Source organism: Hymenobacter sp. B81 (assembly GCF_044628455.1).
Taxonomy (GTDB): Bacteria; Bacteroidota; Bacteroidia; order Cytophagales; family Hymenobacteraceae; genus Solirubrum.
The window spans coordinates 1,040,302-1,057,475 of sequence record NZ_JBIYZW010000002.1 but is presented as its reverse complement, the minus strand read 5'-3'; the positions used below and the strand labels follow the sequence as shown (position 1 = coordinate 1,057,475).

Below are 17,174 nucleotides of genomic sequence, written 5' to 3'. Positions count from 1 at the left end.
GGCAGCCGGGCAACCGCGGCTTCCAGCCAAACGGGCACCTGGTTCAGAAACGCCGCGGCGGCTGAGGCACGAGTTTCTTCAGCCGCCGCGGTTTTTCAAGGGCCGGGGACTACTTATGGCTGAATGAGCACGCGGCAGTGCTGGGCGCCGGCGCGAAGCAGGTAGAGGCCGGCAGGCAGCCCCGCCACGGAAAGCGTGACGCCGTCGGGGTGGGTGCTGAGCGCGGGGAGCGCGCAGACGCGGCCCCGCGCATCGAGCAGCAATACGGTGTGGCCGCGGGTGCCGGCTACGCGCAGTTGCTGGCGCGCGGGATTGGGATAGGCATGCAGCTGCAGGCCGGCCGCCGGGGCCAGCGCGGCCGTTACGGTGCTCACGGTGAAGGCGGCGGAGGAGAGCGGGCCGTTGGGGGTGCTGAGCACGAAGGGCGCCGCCCCCAACGGAACGCCGGCGGGCACGGTCACCGTCAGTTGATCGGGCGAATTGAGGGTGAAGGCGGCCGGGCGCCCGGCCAGCGTAACCTGGCTGACGGCTTCGAAGCGGCTGCCGCGCAGCACCACGCGGGTGCCCACGGGGCCGCGGGCGGGGGCGGGCGCCTGCACGGTGGAAGGCAGGGTGAGCTTGCCCACGTACACGTCGGCCCGGCCGGGGGCGCTGTAGGACGCGGCTCCCAGCGTGATGGTGCCGGAGAAGAGGCCGCCCAGGTACAGCGTGCCGGCGGGCGTTGCGGTGAGGGCGGTCTGGTCGGAGTTGCCGACATCGGCGGGCAGTGGGTGGGCCCGCTGCCACTGCCGGCTGGTGACGTCCAGCTCGGCCCAGTAGGCTTTTTCGGTGGCGGTGGGCGCGAGGCTACGGGTGCCGAAAGTGGTGGGGCCGCGCATTTCGCCGGCCACGTAGAGGCGGCCGGCGCCGTCCAGCGCCGCGCTTCGGACGCCGTTTTCGGTGCCGGTGGGGCGCAGGGCCCACTGCCATTGCCAGCCGGGGGCGCTGAGTCGGGCTACTACGCCGTACTCGCCCCCCACGCTAGGAAAGGCCGTGGTGCCCACCGTGGCCGCACCGCGGCAGGAGCCCACCACGTACACGCCGCCGCGGTTGTCAGCCACCAGGGCCGAGGCGTAGTCGTGGCTGCTGCCGCCGAAGCGCAGCGCGCCCTGCCAGGCGCCGGTGGGGCTGAGGCCCGCCACGAACCCATCGTAGCCGCCCTGGCTGGTGAGGGTGGTAGCACCAAACTGCACGCTGCCCTGGAAGTAGCCGCTCAGGTAGGAATTGCCGGCAGCGTCGAGGGCAAAGCCCCAGGCCATGCCGGGGGTGGGGGCGACGGCGGCGGTAATCCACCGGGGTTGCCCCGTGGCGGAAAAGCGGGCCGCAAACAAGCTGCGGTCGGGCAGGGTACCGGGCACAGTGGCGGCGCCCAGCTTGAAATTGGTGCCTTTGCAGTAGCCGCCCACCGTCAGGCTGCCATCGGCCCCTACGGCCAGGCCCTTAATGCCCGAGCCGTTGTTGGCGCCCTGGGCCCACTCCCACGCCCCCGTGGCGGCCGACAGCGAGCCAAACACGGCACCGTGGGTACACACCACTGGGGGGATGGTGACGGTGCTGCTGCCCAGCACGTAGGTGCCGCTGCTGAGCGTGCCGGCCACGTACACGTGGGTGCCGGTGGCGTCGACGGCCAAGCCGGTTACTTCCTCGAAGATACCGTTGCCGGTGGTTCGGACCCAGAGCCACTGCCCGGTGGGCGAGACTTTGGCCACGAACATGCTCCAGCGGCTGGGGGCCGGCACCACGATGCTGCCCGCGTGCACGGCGCCGGTGTGGCGCCCGGCCAGGTAGACGTTGCCGGCCGCGTCGGTGGTCATCTTCAGCACCGAGTAGTTGGTGCCGATGCCCTCGGTGCGGGCCGTCCACTGCCAGGTTTGCGCGGCGGCGGGGCGAGCGTTGAGCAGCGCCAGCAGGACCAGCAGCGGGTAAGCAAGACGAGTAAACAGGTGCGGCATACCGGAAAGAGATTAAACAATTGTCGGACAGCGGCTAAACTTAGGCATTTGCCCGCGGGCCGCAACGCGGCCCCCGCCAAAAACCAAACGGCCAGCCCCGGGGTGGAGCTGGCCGTTGGGCTGAGTGCCTTGCGGGCGGTATTACATGTGGATGGCCCGGTTCTCGGTGGCGGCGAGGCAGGCTTCCTTCATGGCTTCGGCGTAGGTGGGGTGGGCGTGGCTCATGCGGGCCACGTCCTCGGCGGAGGCGCGGAACTCCATGGCCGTTACGGCTTCGGCAATGAGGTCGGCGATGCGCGGGCCGATCATGTGCACGCCCAGGATTTCGTCGGTTTCCTTGTCGGCCAGCACCTTCACGAAGCCGTCGAGGTCCATGGAGGCGCGGGCGCGGCCCGAGGCGCGGAAGGGGAAGGAGCCGGTTTTGTAGGCGCGGCCGGCTTCCTTGAGCTGCTCTTCGGTGTAGCCCACGCCGGCCACTTCCGGCCAGGTGTACACCACGCCGGGAATCAGCAGGTAGTTAACGTGCGGCTTCTGGCCGGCGAGGCGCTCGGCCACGTACACGCCTTCTTCCTCGGCCTTGTGGGCCAGCATGGCGCCGCGAATCACGTCGCCGATGGCGTAGATGCCGGGCGTGCTGGTTTCGAGGTGGTCGTTGACTTTGATGCGGCCGCGCTCTTCGAGCTGCACGCCGGCGGCTTCCAGGTTCAGGCCCGCGGTGTAGGGCGAGCGGCCCACGGCCACCAGGCAGTAGTCACCCTCGAACTTCACTTCCTCGCCCTTGGGGTTGGTAGCGGTTACCGTCACGGTGTCGCCCGCGCGGGTGGCACCGGTGACTTTGTGCGAGAGGAAGAACTGAATACCGATTTTGCCGAGCACGCGCTTGAGCTCCTTGCCCAGCGCGCCGTCCATGGTGGGAATAATGCTGTCGGTGTATTCCACCACCGACACCTTGGCGCCGAGGCGGGCGTACACCGAGGCCATTTCCAGGCCGATAACGCCGCCGCCAATCACGATCAGGTGCTTGGGCACTTCGCGGATGTTGAGGGCCTCGGTGCTGGTGATGATGCGCTCCTTGTCCTGAGCAATGAAGGGCAGCACGGTGGGCTTGGAGCCGGTGGCAATGATGACGTGCTTGGTTTCGATCTGCTGGGCCTCGCCGCCCTCGGTGGGCGTGATGCTGATGTGGTTTTTGTCGATGAACGAGCCCACGCCGCGCAGCACCTCGATCTTGTTCTTCTTCATGAGGAACTGAATGCCGTCGGTGTTGGCCTTCACCACCCCGTTTTTGCGGTCGATGAGCTGGTTCATGTTGATGCGCAGCTCGCTCAGCTCGATGCCATGCTCCTTGAAGGTGTGGCCGGCGTTGTGGAAGTGCTCGGTCGAGTCAAGCAGCGCCTTCGAGGGGATGCAGCCCACGTTGAGGCAGGTGCCGCCGAGGGTGGGGTATTTCTCGATGAGGGCTGTTTTGAAGCCGAGCTGGGCGCAGCGGATGGCCGCCACGTAGCCGCCGGGGCCGGAGCCGATGACGGTAACGTCGTATTGGTTCATGCTGAAGTCAGTTGGGGTGATGCGCTGCGGGCAAAGGTAAGGCAGAATGCCCAGCGCCGGATGCTGACGTTGTTTAGCCGGTTAGCCCTTTAGGTGGTTAGCCCGCAGAAGGAGCAGAGGTTACCACAGAGGGCGCTGAGTTGTTCCGGCGGCATTGTTTCAACGCCGGCAACCAAAGGTCAACGGAGCTAACACCCGAACGGCTGAAGCCATGACATGCCCTTCTCGGCTACGCTGATCTGCGATTCACAAAGAGGAAAGTTGCCTTGTCCAACGCTCAGTCCACCGACGCTGGAGGCTTGCGGGCCTTGCAAAATGGCAAGGCCTGTTTAACGCCATTGCACATTAATAACCCCGGTTACTAACAAGTAAGTAAGCAAGTTTACTACAAGGCAAATGGGCCAATGGGGTACTCCGCTTAGCAAATATGGCTTTGGGGTCACACATTTCCGCTACCGATTTACCGGCGCTGTAGCGGCCGGCTAACCGGCGGCAACGGCGGGGCGGAAGTCGTGGGAAGTACCAGGGTTAGGATGCCGCCGGGGTGGCCGCTAGGTTTGCGGGACCGTAGAAGGCTGCGCTGCGTTTTTGCCGCCGCCGATTTTGCGCTGTTGACTATGCCTGCTGTTGCTTCTGCTGCCCCTCGCCCTTCCGCCCTGCTGGTAGGCGCGGCGCTGGCCGCTTTGTATTTGATCTGGGGCTCTACCTACCTGGCCTCCAAGGTGGCGCTGACGGCCTGGCCGCCGTTTCTGCTGTCGGCCACGCGCTACCTGCTGGCGGGCGGCGCGCAATACATAGTGATGCGCCTGAGCGGGGCAGCCGCTCCCAGCCGGCAGGACTGGCTGCGGGCGGCCGTGGTGGGGCTGTGTCTGCCCTTGTTTGGCAACGGCGGCACCACCTTCGCTCAGCAGTACATTCCCTCGGGGCTGGCCGCGCTGCTGGTGGCCTCGGTGCCCATGTTCCTGGCGGTGTTGGGCTGGTGGAGCGACCTCACGCCCCGGCCCAACGGCAAGGTGCTGCTGGGTTTGGGGCTGGGGCTCGGCGGCATGTACCTGCTGGCCAGCACCCGCAGCGCGGCGCCGGTGCTCATTCCGGGCCAGCCCGCGCTGGGCATTGCCGCCGTGCTGCTGGCCTCGTTTATGTGGTCGGTCGGCTCGCTGTACTCCAAGCAGAAACCCATCGGCGGCTCGCCCTTCCTGGGCGTAGGCATGCAGATGCTGTGCGGGGGCTTTTTCCTGCTGCTGGCGGGCCTCGTGCACGGCGAGGCGCCACGCTTTCACCTCACGGGCATCGGCCTGAAGCCCTGGCTGGCCTTTGCCTATCTGGTGTCGTTCGGCTCGTGGGTGGCGTTTTCGGCCTACATCTGGCTGCTGCGCGTAACCCAGCCGACGCTGGCCGGCACCTACGCCTTCGTGAACCCGGTGGTGGCGGTGTTGTTGGGCTGGGCCTTTGCCGGCGAGGCGCTGAACCTGCAGATGACCGGCGGGGCGGCGCTCATTGTGCTGGCCGTGATGCTGGTAGTGCTGGGCGGAGCCCGGCCGGCCCGCAGCAACCCGGCCCAGCCCGCGGGGGCCGAGCTAGGCAGCGTAGAGGATTAAAGTCGGCCCGGCCGAACTACGACCGGCCCAGCAAGAGCTTGCCGCCGCTAAATACCAGCGCGTCTTCCACGAAGCCCGTCCAGGGTTCCTGCAGATCGGTTTGCTGATCGGCCAGCCGGCGCAGGTGAAAGGCCGCGAAGGTGCCCGCCGCCGCCGCGGTGCCGCCCACCAGGGCGCCGCGCAGCAGCTTTTGGCGGTTGAGCTTGTAGAGTACCGCCCCGGCCAGGGCCCCCGACAGGGTGCGGCCCGCTACGCTGACGGGGGCGGTGCGGGCGGGCATGGCGGGTAGCTTGTCGCCCAGCATCTCGGCGCCGGCCAGCAGCTTCAGGCCGTGGGCTACCAGTGGGGTTTGCAGCCAGCGCAGCGGCGCTTGGGTGAAGCCGCCCGCGGGCCGGTGGCGCAGGTGGTGGCTCACAAAGGCCAGGGCCGACATGCTGCGCATGCCCGCCAGAAAGCCCAGGCCCACGGCCTGCCAGAAAACAGTTGAACGGATTAGGCGCATGGCGGGGGGATACGGGATGGAGTAGCCTTAAACGGGCGCCGGGCAGCAAAAGATCAGCCCACGACCGGGGCCTGAGCGGCTGATGAGTACATTGGCAGCGGTGCTGCTGCCTGGCCGGCCGCGCCGCTTGCCAACCCACTCTCCTACCCTTTCCCCAACCCTCTTCCCATGCTTGCCAACTCTGCTGCCCCGCCCGACATTGTTTCCGAAGTCGACATCAAAGCCCTGGTGAACGGCTTCTACGACAATGTGCGCACCGACGCGCTGCTGGGCCCGGTGTTCAACGCCATTGCCCAGGTATACTGGCCCCAGCACCTGCTGACCATGTACGCTTTCTGGAATTCGGTGCTGCTGGGTGCGCCCCGCGCCGAGCCGCCGGCCTTTCCCCGGCACCTGGCCCTGCCCACCGATGCCCGCCACTGCCAGCGCTGGCTAGAGGTTTTCCACCAAACCGTCGACGGCCTGTTTGCCGGCACGCGGGCCGAGGCCGCCAAAGCCCGCGCCCGACAAATCAGCCAGCTGCAGCAGGCTCCGCAGTAACTCCGGCCCGCTTTTCGGGGGCATATGCAAACGGCGGCTTCCTGGGCAGGAAGCCGCCGTTTGCATATGGTATTGGGCCGATTCTTATATGCCCAACAGTAGGCGGGTCGGGTCTACCCTGCTGACTCAGTGGCTGGAGGCTTTTTGTTTTTGCGGGTAATGCCGCTGCAGAAACTCCTCCAGTCGCTGCATATTCGGGTACTCCAGGCTGTCGATGCACACCGGGTCGCCCAGCCGAAAATGCAGGCTCAGCACCTTGAGCGAATTATATGGCCGCCGGGTGGGCTGCCGAACGCTCCAGCGCAGCAAGTGCGCCATGGGCTGTTCGGCCACCAGAATATCCGGCAGTTGCTCGAGGCGGCATACCTCCCGGGTGAGCGTCAGGCGGAAGCGCTTGAGCGACGCCGCGTACCACAGCAGCGGCACTATCCCGCCCAGCACCAGTACCAACAATATGCCCCAGCCAGTGGCGGGCTGCTGCTGCAAGTCGGTGTTGCGCACGGCCAGCAGGCCCAGCAGCCAGCACATGGCGGCCAATAGGTAGCACCCGCCCTTGGAAAACCCGTTGGTTGACTCGATCTGGACCACGCGCAAAAAGGTCAGAAGGATACACGCAAAAGCCGCACCCCTGACCCGGAGCGCGGCTTTTGCCTATGGTGATGCCGACCCTTACACGCCCAGCAGCAGGCGGGTTGGGTCTTCGAGCAGCTCCTTCACGCGCACCAGGAACGACACCGACTCGCGGCCGTCGATGATGCGGTGGTCGTAGCTCAGGGCCAGGTACATCATGGGGCGAATCACCACCTGCCCGTTCTCGGCCACGGGACGCTGCACAATGTTGTGCATGCCCAGGATGGCCGACTGCGGGGCGTTGATGATGGGCGTGCTCATCATGGAGCCGAACACGCCGCCGTTGGTGATGGTAAACGTGCCGCCGGTCATCTGCTCGATGGTGAGCTTGTTGTCGCGGGCCAGCGTGGCGAGGCGCACGATTTCCTTTTCGATGCCGTCGAAGGAAAGCTGCTCGGCGTTGCGAATCACCGGCACCACCAGCCCTTTCGGGGCCGACACGGCGATGCTGATGTCGCAGAAGTCGTTGTAGATGATGTCGGTGCCGTCGATCTGGGCATTCACGGCCGGCCACTCCTGCAGGGCTACGCACACGGCCTTGGTGAAGAAGGACATGAAGCCCAGGCCCACCGAGTGCTTCTCCTTGAACTTGTCTTTGAACTTGTTGCGCAGGTCCATGATGGGCTGCATGTTCACCTCGTTGAAGGTGGTGAGCATGGCCGTCTCGTTCTTCACCGCTACCAGGCGGCGCGACACGGTCTTGCGCAGGTTCGACATCCGCTCCCGGCGCTGGTTGCGGTTGCCTGTCTGGTTGTTGGTTGTTGGTTGTTGGTTGTTGGCTTCAGGCTGAGCAGCCGGCTTGGTGGCCGAAGCGGCCTGCGGAGCCGGCGCGGCTTGCGGCTGCGCTTTCAGGGCATCTTCCTTGGTGATGCGGCCGTCGCGGCCCGTGCCCTGCACGCCGGCGGCGCTGATGCCTTTCTCGTCGAGAATCTTGCCGGCGGCCGGCGAGGGCGTGCCCGCGGCGTAGCCCGAGCCACCAGCGGCGGGCTGCGCGGCTGGAGCAGCAGCCGCTTGCGGAGCCGCCGGAGTGGCCGCGGCAGTCGGAACGCCCGTGCTGCCCTCGATGCGGGCAATAACGGCGCCGATGCCGATGGTTTCGCCTTCTTTGGCGGCGTGGCGCAGCGTGCCGGTGCCCTCAGCGGGCAGCTCAAACGTGGCCTTGTCCGATTCCAGCTCGGCAATGATTTCGTCGCGCTGCACGGCGGCGCCATCGGGCTTCAGCCACTTGGCCACCGTTACTTCGGTGATGGACTCGCCTACGGTCGGAATCTTCATTTCCACGGTAGCGCCGCTGCCCTCGGCGGGCGCAGGCGAGGCCGCCGGCGCAGCGGGTGTGGGCGTATTGGCCGAGCCGGCCTGCGAGCCACCGTAGCCCGACTGGTTGCTGGCCTGCGGGTTTTCCTGGCCGGCAGTAACTGGATCGGCGGCCGGAGCGGCGGGGGCCGTGGCCGGGGCAGCTGCTGCGGCGCCGTCGCCGCTGATTTCGGCAATGGCGGTGCCGATGCCGATGGTTTCGCCTTCGGCCACGCGGATGCGCAGGATACCGTCGGCTTCGGCGGGCAGCTCAAACGTGGCCTTGTCCGACTCGAGTTCGGCCAGAATTTCGTCGCGCTTCACGGCCTCGCCGTCTTTCTTGAGCCACTTGGCGATGGTGACTTCGGTGATGGATTCGCCGACGGCGGGTATTTTGATTTCCAGAGCCATGTACTAGCTGATTGGAGGAGAGTTCTTGGGAGAGGGAAAATTAGGCAGATGCCGCGGAACGTAGCGCCGAACGACTGGCCTTAAGGTTGTCGCTCAACGATAGGGGCACTACGACTTGGCGCCGTAGTACCCCTTCGCGCTAGTCCTGCTTCTTGGCTACTTCAACCGTGGCTTTGATGTTCTCGGCATCGACCTCGGGCGTGGCAATGCCGAAGGCGCGGGCCACGATCTGCTTTTGCTCCTGCACGTGCACTTTGTTGTAGCCGGTAGCGGGCGAGGCCGAGGGCTTGCGGGCCACCACGTCGCCCAGCTCGCGGCGCAGGTAGCGCAGCATGTAGTTCCAGTAGCCCATGTTTTCGGGTTCTTCCTGCACCCAGATCAGCTCGGCCTTCGGGTACTTCTTCAGCTCGGCGTCGAGCTGCTTTTTCGGGAAGGGGTGCAGTTGCTCGAGGCGCACGATGGCCACGTCTTTCCGCTCGCTCTTGGTTTGCTCCTCCAGCAGGTCGAAGTACACCTTGCCCGAGCACAGCAGCACGCGCTTCACCTTCTTGGCTTCGGCGTAGGTGTCGCCCAGCACTTCGCGGAACGAGCCGGCGGTGAATTCCTCCACCGGCGACACGCACAGCGGGTGGCGCAGCAGGGACTTGGGCGACATCACCACGCAGGGCTTACGGAACGACCAGGCCAGCTGGCGGCGCAGCAGGTGGAAGAAGTTGGCCGGCGTGGTGATGTTGGCTACCACCATGTTGTTTTCGGCCGAGAGCTGCAGGAAGCGCTCGGGGCGGGCGTTGGAGTGCTCGGGGCCCTGGCCTTCGTAGCCGTGGGGCAGCAGCATCACCAGTCCGTTCATGCGCTGCCACTTGCTTTCCGACGACGAGATGAACTGGTCGATCATCGTCTGGGCACCGTTGGCGAAGTCGCCGAACTGAGCTTCCCACACCACCAGCGCCGTGGGGTTGGCCATGGCGTAGCCGAATTCAAAGCCCAACACGCCGTACTCGCTCAGCAGCGAGTTGTAGATGTGCAGCTTCTCCTTCTGGCCCTCAATGTTGTTGAGCGGAGTGTAGGGCGCCGAGGTCACCGCGTCGTGCAGCACGGCGTGGCGGTGCGAGAACGTGCCGCGCTGCACATCCTGGCCGCTGACGCGCACGATGTGGTTTTCGAGCAGCAGCGAGCCGTAAGCCAGCTGCTCGCCGGCGGCCCAGTTGAGCATGCGCGTCTCGTAGAACATCTTGTTGCGCTCCTTCAGCAGGTTCTCAATCTGCTTGAGCGGCTTGAAGCCCTCGGGCAGCGAAGTCAGTGCCTTGGCCACTTTGGCCACTACTTCTTCGCTGATGCCCGTTTCCGGCGACTGGTCGAAGTCCTCGTTGGTGGAGCGCCGCAGGCTGCGCCACTCGTTTTCCAGGGCCTGGTACTTGTAGGGCAGCGGCTTTTGCTTCACCAAATCGAGGCGGGCCTGCAGCAGGTCGCGGAACTCGCGGTCCATCTGCTCGGCCAGCTTGGCATCCACGTCGCCGCGCTGTACCAGCACCTCGTTGTACACCTCGCGCGGGTTCTTGTGCTTGGAGATGATGTTGTAGAGCGAAGGCTGCGTGAACTTGGGCTCGTCCGACTCGTTGTGGCCGTGGCGGCGGTAGCACACCATGTCCACGAACACGTCGGCGTGGAACTGCTGGCGGTACTCGGTGGCCAGCTGCACGGCAAACACCACGGCTTCGGGGTCGTCGCCGTTCACGTGCAGCACCGGCGCGTCGATGATCTTGGCCAGGTCGGTCGAGTAAATCGACGAGCGGGCGTCCTCAAAGTCGGTGGTGAAGCCCACCTGGTTGTTGATGACGAAGTGCAGCGTACCGCCCGACTTGTAACCTTCCAGCTGCGACATCTGGGTGACTTCGTAGCCAATGCCCTGGCCGGCCACGGCGGCGTCGCCGTGAATCAGGATGGGCAGAATGCGGTCGTAGTTTTCGGCGTACTGGTGGTCGAGCTTGGCGCGCACGAAGCCCTCCACGACCGGGTTCACTGCCTCGAGGTGCGAGGGGTTGGGCGCCAGCTTCAGGTTCACCTGCTTGCCGCCGGCGGCATCCACTTCCGACGAGTAGCCCATGTGGTACTTCACGTCGCCGTCGCCCATGGTCAGGTCCGGTACGGCCGTGCCCTCGAACTCCGAGAAGATCTGCTCGTAGGTCTTGCCCATGATGTTGGCCAGCACGTTCAGGCGCCCCCGGTGGGCCATGCCGATCATCACTTCCTCCACGCCCAGCTCGGCGCCCTTCTGAATGATGGCGTCCAGCGCGGGAATCGTCGTTTCACCGCCCTCCAGCGAGAAGCGCTTCTGACCGAGAAACTTCGTGTGCAGGAAGTTCTCGAACACCACCGCCTCGTTGAGCTTGCTCAGGATGCGCTTCTTGTACTCCACGCCGGGGTTGAACGACAGCGAGTCGCGCTCCACCTTGGTGCGGAACCAGTCGAGCACCTGCGGGTCGCGGATGTACATGTACTCGAAGCCGATGGTACGCGTGTAAATCTTCTGCAGCGCGTCGATGATGTCGCGCAACTTGGCCGCGCCGCCGAGGCCCAGCAGCTCGCCGTTTTTGAAAGTCGTGTCGAGGTCGGCCTCGCTCAGGCCGAAATCGGCGAGGCTAAGGTGGGCCTTGCGGTCCTTCCGCTCGCGCACCGGGTTGGTGCGGGCTACCAGGTGGCCCCGGCTGCGGTAGGCGTGGATGAGGTTGCGCACCGCCGTTTCCTTGTCGGCCGACACGGCGTCCGAGGAGCTAATGGCAGTGGTTCCCAGCGTGGAAGCGGCGGTCGTCAGTACGCCTGAGCCGGTAACCTGCTCGGCACCGCCTTCAGGGTAGGCCTGCGAGAAGTCGAACCCTTCAAAAAACTTGCGCCAGCCAAAGTCTACCGACTCGGGGTCAGCTTTATAAGCCTGGTACAGCTGGTCAATGTATTCGCCGTGGGCGTTGGCGATGTAGGAATATGCGTCCATGAGAACGGATATGGTGGGAGAGCAAATGTAAGGCCTAAGCTAGTAAGCACAAATTCATATTCGCATACACAAATACAACTGCGTATCAGACACGAAACGCTGATCCGCTCTCTCCATGGATTACCTGTCGAGGGCTGCCCTAATAAAGCCTAAGCTAACGGTAAAGAATTACCCAGGGTTGGCGTAGTTGCCGGCGGAGGGCTTGCCCCCCTATTCAAGTTTAGGCTGCTAGCGGCGTAATGCATTGGAAGCTCTGCGTCTTATCGGCTTCTAAACCCGCCCTGCCTGCAGATCCAGCCCTACCCGCTCTGCAGCATGTTTTAAACTTTTCCTTTGCAACACCCGTTGTAGCTACCCTCCTATCCTGCTCCAGTTGTTAAAACGGGCATTTTTATAATTTAATTCATAAAAATTATCACAAAAATAAAATCAAACCTCTATCTTCAGCTTCTCTGACATCGGTAAGCACCGCTGCTAAGTGCCTGCTTCACCCATATGAATCCCGACCGTGCGCCGGCCGGACCTCATCCTCCCCAGGGACAAGCGGGAGTGCACGAACCCCAAAGCCATGTCTATCGCGCTTTTTCTGCTCTACCTATTTTTTCCCACCCCCAAACTCCCCGTTTCCCGGAACTTGCCCCTTGCGCCGCTGGCCTCGCGCATGGTTGCAGTGAAACCTTCGCCAGCCCAGGTAGCCTACCAGCGCCCACCCCGCAAGCTGCCTACCTACCGCGTCACGGCCACCGTTTACATGGCCGAAACTCACCAGACCGATGCGGAGCCGCTGATTACGGCCGACAATTCCCGGATTCCGCCGAATGCTTCCAGTAAAACCCGCTGGATTGCGCTGTCGCGCGACTTGTTGGAGCGCTGGGGCGGGCCCTTTGCCTACGGCGACTCGGTACGCGTGCACGGCATTTCGCCCCAGCTCGACGGCAACTACATCATCCACGACACCATGAACCGCCGCTTCAAGCGCGGCATCGACCTGCTCGTGGGCCAGCACGAAGACCACTACGGCCGTTGGTCCAACGTCCGCATCACCCCCGTACCCGCTCCGCAGCCGACGCCGGCTCCGCAGTGGCAGGCAGGCTAGGCCAGCGGAAAAGTATTCACCACTAAAGGCTGCCCGTCACGGTCGTATAAATAGCTCAGCGGCTGGGCCGGGTCGCGCAGAATATCGGCCAGCCCAATGCGCCAGGGCTGCCACAGGCTTTCTAAGGCTTGGCCGTAGGCGGCATTATTCCAGGGGTTAAAGACCACGCCGGTAATGTCGTCGAGGAAGGTATCGAGCACCAGCTGCTCGTCGCCGGGCTTCATCGGGCGCGGGAAATATTCCGGTACCGCATTAAACAAATAGGCCCCGTAGTACACGCGGGCCTTGAATTCGGCCAGCTGCACCGGATGCAGAGGCCGGTTTTGCACGTCGGCTTGTACGCGCTGCATCACGTCGGCAATAATGGCGTTGTCGAGCAGGCAGCTAACCACGGCTACGTTGCCCAGGCGGATGCTGAACACCATTGTGGCCAGGTCGTCGTCGTAGGCAAACGCCGGGTCGCCGGGCTCGTTGGCTACGTCGAGCAGGAACACGGAGGCCGGCGTGAAGTCGTCGTAGCGCATGGGCACGCGCAGGGCCTGTAGCACCTGGAAGAAGCTGCGAAAGCGCGTAAACAGCGGCCGGTTTTCCGACAGCGGGTAGCGCGGCATAATCAGCGGGGCTTTCTCGCGCGCCAGCTCGTTGACGAAGATGCCATAGAACATCTTGCCCAGCCACAGAAACAGGATTTGGCTGTCTAGCTCGCGCAAGTTTTCCGGGCTGGCTTCCGTGGCCTGCGCTACGCGGGCTTCCAGCGGCTCGATATGCCGGGCGCGGCAATCGTCGCAGCAGGGAATGCGCGTTTCGGCAAAAGTCGAGGTGCTTTGATCCAGCATCTGGATGGGCTGCGCGGCCAGGCCGTAGCGCTCCATCAGCCAGTCGGCAAACACGGGTACGGTGTCCGTAGCCAGGTTCAACGCCGCGCCGCACAGAAAGCAGTCGGGCGTGCCGAACTGCATGCGGGCAAAAGGATCGTAGAGGGCAAAACGGGAAGCGGGAGCTGACATAGACCGCAAAAATACGCCGCCAGCCGCGCCCAATCGTATTGGGCGCGGCTGGCGGCGTATTTTTAGCTTGTTCGACTTTAGCGCGAGAGCGTAGAGCCCATCTTAATCAGCAGCTTGCCCAGTTGGGCCAGGGGCGGGCCGTAGCCGGCGGTAGCCTCGTCGGCAACTTTGCTGGTTTCGGCCCCGAGCGTAGCCAGGCTTTCAGCCACGTCGTGGGCTTCCGAGTTGCCATCGGTCAGCTGCTCGCGCAGGGTTACCAGGGCCTGAATGATCTTGGCCAGCCCAGGCTTCTCCGTGGCCCGTAGCACTTCGGTCCAGCGGTCAATCTCGCGCAGGCCATATTCATTCTCTTTACTGGGTACTCCGTCGTTGAGCAAGGCCAGGGTGTCGTCGATCAGGGCTGAATGCTGGCCGTCGGTTACGTCGAGCGGGGCCTGGAATTCGGGGTGATGCGTGGGCGTGGGCGTAAGCGAGTCCATAAGTTGCCGAAAAAAAGCCTGGCCGAATGAAGCGCGGTGGCTGCTGGGATATACTAGCCGCGCTGTGAAAAAGTTGACCGGTCCCCAATACGGCCTCGGCTGCTGCCCCGCGTACCTATTCAGGAAAAAAGCTGCTGGAGCTGCGGCGGCTTACCAAACGATTCGCGCAAAATTGCCGGGCGATGGGTTACCTCTGTACAGAGGCGGTATTAAACGGCATTCACAACCACCTTCACTTGCTTTTGCCATGAAAATCTCCTTCAAAACCTTGCTGCTCGTTGCTGCTTTCGGCGCATTTGCCACCACCTCGTGCAGCGAGAAAACCCAGGACAACGCCGAAGCCACCACTGAAAGCGCCGCCAACGACGCTGCTGCCAACACCGAAGCAGCCGGCGACGCCGTAGAAAACGCTACCGACAACGTGGCCGCCGACGCCAACGCCGCCGTAACTCCCGAGAAAGGCGACACGGCCGTGGTACGCGACCAGCCCGCCAACGGTGTAGTTGAAGAAACCCACAACCACTAGTCGGCCCTACCGACTACGGTTTCGAGCCGCTGCTTCCCCCGAAGCAGCGGCTTTTTTATGCATTTTCCCGGCCCGGCGGCGTTTCGGCCAGCTCCAGCAGCACCTCGTAGTAGGGGCGGCCGCAGGCGCGCGCCTTCAGCCAGGCATAGAAGCTCAGGGCCTGCAAATCTTCGCGCTCCAGGGGTAGAAACCGCGGCATCTGCCCAACGCGCGCGGCAAAGTCCGGCCGCTGGGCGGCGGCCGGGTCCCCAATCAAGTCGCGCACCAGCGCCAGGTAGCTCAGCAGGTAGCGGTACTGGCCGCCTTCGGCGCCGAACCGGTCGCGCACGAAGCGCTCCAGGGCCCGCAGCCGGTGGCCAGCCACGTCGGCGTGGCCCATTTCCAGCTGGGTGAGCAGCTCGCCCAGATTCTTGTTGAGCAGCCACTCCACCCCCATCCGCGCCTCGCACCAGTGGTCGGAGCGGCCGATGGCGTGCAGGGCCTGATTGGTGTGGGCAAAGCGGCCTTCGGCAAAGTAATGGAAGCCCAGGGCCAGTTGGGCTGTGAGCTGGTCGCGGGGGTCGAGTGCCTGACTGCGCAGCAAATCTTTCAGCAGCTGAATACCGTCGGTATTGCGGCGCAGGAAAGCGTAGTTGGCGGCCAGCAGAAAAATGTAGCGCGGGTAGTATTCATCGCGGTGGCCCCGGGTGCCGGCGGCCAACAGCCCGTGCAGCTGCTCGAGGTACTGCACCGACTCGGTGAAGCGGCGGTTGCGATAGAGGGCGTGGGCAATCATGTAGAGCAGGCCCAGTTGGTAGGCACGCTGCGCCGGCGCAAAGCCATGGCGCTTTTCCATCAGGTGGTAGCAGCGCCGCACAAAGGGCTCGAAGGTGGCAAAGTCGCGGCGTACCAGCATGGCCGAGCGGGCAATGGACAGCAGCCGGAACAGCAGCGAGGGGCGGCGGGCAAAGGCCTCCTGCAAGTCGTACTCGCGCAGCACGTCCTGCATAATCTGGTCGAACGAGGCGCCGGAGCGCCCCTGGGCGCGGGCCTGCTGCAGGCGCTGGCGCATCAGGCTGTAGGCAATGGCGGCGCGTTCCTCCTCGTCGGCCGCGGGTTTGTTGAGGTTGCGTCGGCGGATGATGTCGTCAATGGGCTCGGCGTGCTCCCGGTGGGCGTGCTCAATCTGCAGGTTGTAAACCGTATTCAGCAGTTCGTACTGCTCGTTGTAACGGGCCAGCTTCTCGGCCTTGCGCAGGGTATTCCAGGCCAGTCGGGGCACGCCTGCCTCGAATAGGTGCTGGGCCAGGCTGAGCTGCCCGCGCACGGTGGCCGCGGCAGTGGGGTCCTGGGTGCGCTGCTTCAGCAGCAGAAAATCGGTTACCTGTCGCAGCAGGCGCTTGCGCAGGGCGTAGTAGGCCACCGCATTGGGCTCGTCGGGGTACAGGCGGGTAATGAGGGCCTCGGCCCCGAGCGGCCGCAGCTGCCAGAGCAGCTCGCACAGGCGGACGTCCTGACGGCCTTTCTCCTTGCGGCGCTGGCGCTGCAGAAAGCGCAGGAACTCCTTGCGGTCATCGGCCGAGAGGGTGTTGAGGGTAGTGCGTAAGTCGTCCATGCAACCGAAGCGGGGGCTAAATCCCTCAATGCTACGCAATCGGGCGCGCAATACCACAAGAGTTAAAGTCCCTTTACCAGCGCTTATCACACTGATATACAAGGCAAACCGGTTGCTGGATCAAAAATAAAAAGCCTGAAAAAGCCCACAATTCTCCATCGTTTCTGCCCGGTTCGGGCGTACTTTTCCCCTGTTCTTCCATTTCTGCTCTGCTGCCATGCGCTGCCTTTTGCTTTTACTCCTGCTGCTTCCCTTCGGCGGCTGGGCCCAGGACCTGCTTACCAAACGCAACGGCGACGAGGTGCCGGTAAAGGTGCTGGAAGTCACCCCCACCGAAATCCGCTACAAGCGCACCGATAACCCTGACGGGCCGCTGTTCGTGGTACCGCGCGCCGAGGTGTTCATGATCAAATACGCCAACGGCACCAAGGACCTCATCACGCCCCCAGCGGTTGGGGCCGCTGCACCTGCCCCGGGCAAAGCAGTACCGGCGGTGCCACCGGGCAGCCCGGTAGTTCCGGGCGACCAGGAAGGCGCCTGGGACGGCATCAAGCTCAGCGGCCCGCGCCTGGGCTTTACCGTTCTCACCGGCGGCGCCGCCGATTACGCCGAGCGGGAATTCCGCCTCAATCCTTTCCTGACCCAGTTTGGCTGGCAGTTTGAGACGCGCCTGTTTCGCATGCCCAACGGCACGGCCGGGCTGTTCGAGTTCGTGCCCCTGATCGGGGGGCTGGAGCAGGGCAAATTTGTTCCCAGCCTGAACGCGCTGCTGGGCATCCGCGGTCCGAAGGGCTTCGAGCTGGGCATTGGCCCTAACCTGACGCCGGTCAGCGCCGGCGTGGCCCTGGCGGCCGGGGCCACCATCCGCACCCAGAGCGGCGTCAACTTCCCCATTACCCTGGCCGCAGTACCCGGCAACGGCGGCGCCCGCATCAGCCTGCTGATGGGCTTCACCACCCGCCGCCCCTAG

At 64.3% G+C, this 17,174-nt stretch carries 14 protein-coding genes; 5 read left to right on the top strand and 9 right to left on the bottom strand.

Features of this window, described 5'->3' with window-relative positions; all coding sequences use genetic code 11:
• Positions 1–113: 113 nt before the first annotated feature.
• Positions 114–1,991 (bottom strand): IPT/TIG domain-containing protein, encoded by a 1,878-nt coding sequence (locus ACE191_RS15680; RefSeq protein ID WP_400193182.1) that lies wholly within the window; start codon positions 1,989–1,991, stop codon positions 114–116.
• Between the two features lie 141 nt (positions 1,992–2,132).
• A complete protein-coding gene (lpdA, locus tag ACE191_RS15675) occupies positions 2,133–3,539 on the bottom strand; it encodes a dihydrolipoyl dehydrogenase (protein ID WP_400193181.1) in 1,407 nt (468 codons plus the stop codon).
• 617 nt (positions 3,540–4,156) lie between these two features.
• On the opposite strand from lpdA, the gene ACE191_RS15670 reads away from it, so the two are divergent.
• Positions 4,157–5,137: an EamA family transporter gene (locus ACE191_RS15670; RefSeq protein ID WP_400193180.1), complete on the top strand. Its 981-nt coding sequence runs from the start codon at positions 4,157–4,159 to the stop codon at positions 5,135–5,137.
• A 16-nt stretch (positions 5,138–5,153) separates the two neighbouring features.
• On the opposite strand, the gene ACE191_RS15665 is transcribed toward ACE191_RS15670, so the two are convergent.
• Positions 5,154–5,639: a DUF4126 family protein gene (locus ACE191_RS15665; protein WP_400193179.1), complete on the bottom strand. Its 486-nt coding sequence runs from the start codon at positions 5,637–5,639 to the stop codon at positions 5,154–5,156.
• 168 nt (positions 5,640–5,807) lie between these two features.
• Between ACE191_RS15665 and ACE191_RS15660 the strand changes: the two genes are divergently transcribed.
• Positions 5,808–6,179 (top strand): group III truncated hemoglobin, encoded by a 372-nt coding sequence (locus tag ACE191_RS15660; protein WP_400193178.1) that lies wholly within the window; start codon positions 5,808–5,810, stop codon positions 6,177–6,179.
• Positions 6,180–6,305: 126 nt separating this feature from the next.
• Here the strand turns inward: ACE191_RS15660 and ACE191_RS15655 are convergent, their stop codons facing one another.
• The 3 genes from ACE191_RS15655 to ACE191_RS15645 all read right to left on the bottom strand — a co-directional run bounded on the left by ACE191_RS15655 (position 6,306) and on the right by ACE191_RS15645 (position 11,502).
• Complete coding sequence (locus tag ACE191_RS15655; protein ID WP_400193177.1) at positions 6,306–6,767, bottom strand: hypothetical protein; 462 nt, start codon at positions 6,765–6,767, stop codon at positions 6,306–6,308.
• Positions 6,768–6,848: 81 nt separating this feature from the next.
• Complete coding sequence (gene odhB / locus ACE191_RS15650) at positions 6,849–8,513, bottom strand: 2-oxoglutarate dehydrogenase complex dihydrolipoyllysine-residue succinyltransferase (RefSeq protein ID WP_400193176.1); 1,665 nt, start codon at positions 8,511–8,513, stop codon at positions 6,849–6,851.
• Positions 8,514–8,652: 139 nt separating this feature from the next.
• On the bottom strand, positions 8,653–11,502 hold the full coding sequence (locus tag ACE191_RS15645) for a 2-oxoglutarate dehydrogenase E1 component (protein WP_400193175.1): 2,850 nt from the start codon (positions 11,500–11,502) through the stop codon (positions 8,653–8,655).
• A 670-nt stretch (positions 11,503–12,172) separates the two neighbouring features.
• On the opposite strand from ACE191_RS15645, the gene ACE191_RS15640 reads away from it, so the two are divergent.
• Positions 12,173–12,598, top strand: coding sequence for a hypothetical protein (locus ACE191_RS15640; protein ID WP_400193174.1), 426 nt, complete (start codon positions 12,173–12,175; stop codon positions 12,596–12,598).
• Here the strand turns inward: ACE191_RS15640 and ACE191_RS15635 are convergent.
• Positions 12,595–13,605: a hypothetical protein gene (locus tag ACE191_RS15635; protein ID WP_400193173.1), complete on the bottom strand. Its 1,011-nt coding sequence runs from the start codon at positions 13,603–13,605 to the stop codon at positions 12,595–12,597. The two genes, ACE191_RS15640 and ACE191_RS15635, sit on opposite strands and share 4 nt — an antisense overlap.
• Positions 13,606–13,682: 77 nt before the next feature.
• Entirely contained in the window at positions 13,683–14,084 is a 402-nt protein-coding gene (locus tag ACE191_RS15630; protein ID WP_400193172.1) for a hypothetical protein, read from the bottom strand.
• 247 nt (positions 14,085–14,331) lie between these two features.
• Between ACE191_RS15630 and ACE191_RS15625 the strand changes: the two genes are divergently transcribed.
• Complete coding sequence (locus ACE191_RS15625) at positions 14,332–14,610, top strand: hypothetical protein (RefSeq protein WP_400193171.1); 279 nt, start codon at positions 14,332–14,334, stop codon at positions 14,608–14,610.
• A 55-nt stretch (positions 14,611–14,665) separates the two neighbouring features.
• Here ACE191_RS15625 and ACE191_RS15620 read toward each other — a convergent pair whose 3' ends face one another.
• Entirely contained in the window at positions 14,666–16,204 is a 1,539-nt protein-coding gene (locus ACE191_RS15620; RefSeq protein ID WP_400193170.1) for a hypothetical protein, read from the bottom strand.
• Positions 16,205–16,421: 217 nt separating this feature from the next.
• Here ACE191_RS15620 and ACE191_RS15615 point away from each other — a divergent pair, with 217 nt between their 5' ends.
• Positions 16,422–17,174, top strand: a complete 753-nt coding sequence (locus ACE191_RS15615) for a hypothetical protein (protein ID WP_400193169.1) — start codon at positions 16,422–16,424, stop codon at positions 17,172–17,174.

Excerpts from the sequence above, each read along its gene's own strand:
- ACE191_RS15645 (WP_400193175.1), bottom strand. The coding sequence starts at position 11,502 with ATGGACGCATATTCCTACATCGCCAACGCCCACGGCGAATACATTGAC.
- ACE191_RS15620 (WP_400193170.1), bottom strand. The coding sequence starts at position 16,204 with ATGGACGACTTACGCACTACCCTCAACACCCTCTCGGCCGATGACCGC.
- ACE191_RS15625 (WP_400193171.1), top strand. The coding sequence starts at position 14,332 with ATGAAAATCTCCTTCAAAACCTTGCTGCTCGTTGCTGCTTTCGGCGCA.
- lpdA (WP_400193181.1), bottom strand. The coding sequence starts at position 3,539 with ATGAACCAATACGACGTTACCGTCATCGGCTCCGGCCCCGGCGGCTAC.
- ACE191_RS15670 (WP_400193180.1), top strand. The coding sequence starts at position 4,157 with ATGCCTGCTGTTGCTTCTGCTGCCCCTCGCCCTTCCGCCCTGCTGGTA.
- ACE191_RS15615 (WP_400193169.1), top strand. The coding sequence starts at position 16,422 with ATGCGCTGCCTTTTGCTTTTACTCCTGCTGCTTCCCTTCGGCGGCTGG.
- ACE191_RS15665 (WP_400193179.1), bottom strand. The coding sequence starts at position 5,639 with ATGCGCCTAATCCGTTCAACTGTTTTCTGGCAGGCCGTGGGCCTGGGC.
- ACE191_RS15680 (WP_400193182.1), bottom strand. The coding sequence starts at position 1,991 with ATGCCGCACCTGTTTACTCGTCTTGCTTACCCGCTGCTGGTCCTGCTG.
- ACE191_RS15630 (WP_400193172.1), bottom strand. The coding sequence starts at position 14,084 with ATGGACTCGCTTACGCCCACGCCCACGCATCACCCCGAATTCCAGGCC.
- ACE191_RS15660 (WP_400193178.1), top strand. The coding sequence starts at position 5,808 with ATGCTTGCCAACTCTGCTGCCCCGCCCGACATTGTTTCCGAAGTCGAC.
- odhB (WP_400193176.1), bottom strand. The coding sequence starts at position 8,513 with ATGGCTCTGGAAATCAAAATACCCGCCGTCGGCGAATCCATCACCGAA.
- ACE191_RS15635 (WP_400193173.1), bottom strand. The coding sequence starts at position 13,605 with ATGTCAGCTCCCGCTTCCCGTTTTGCCCTCTACGATCCTTTTGCCCGC.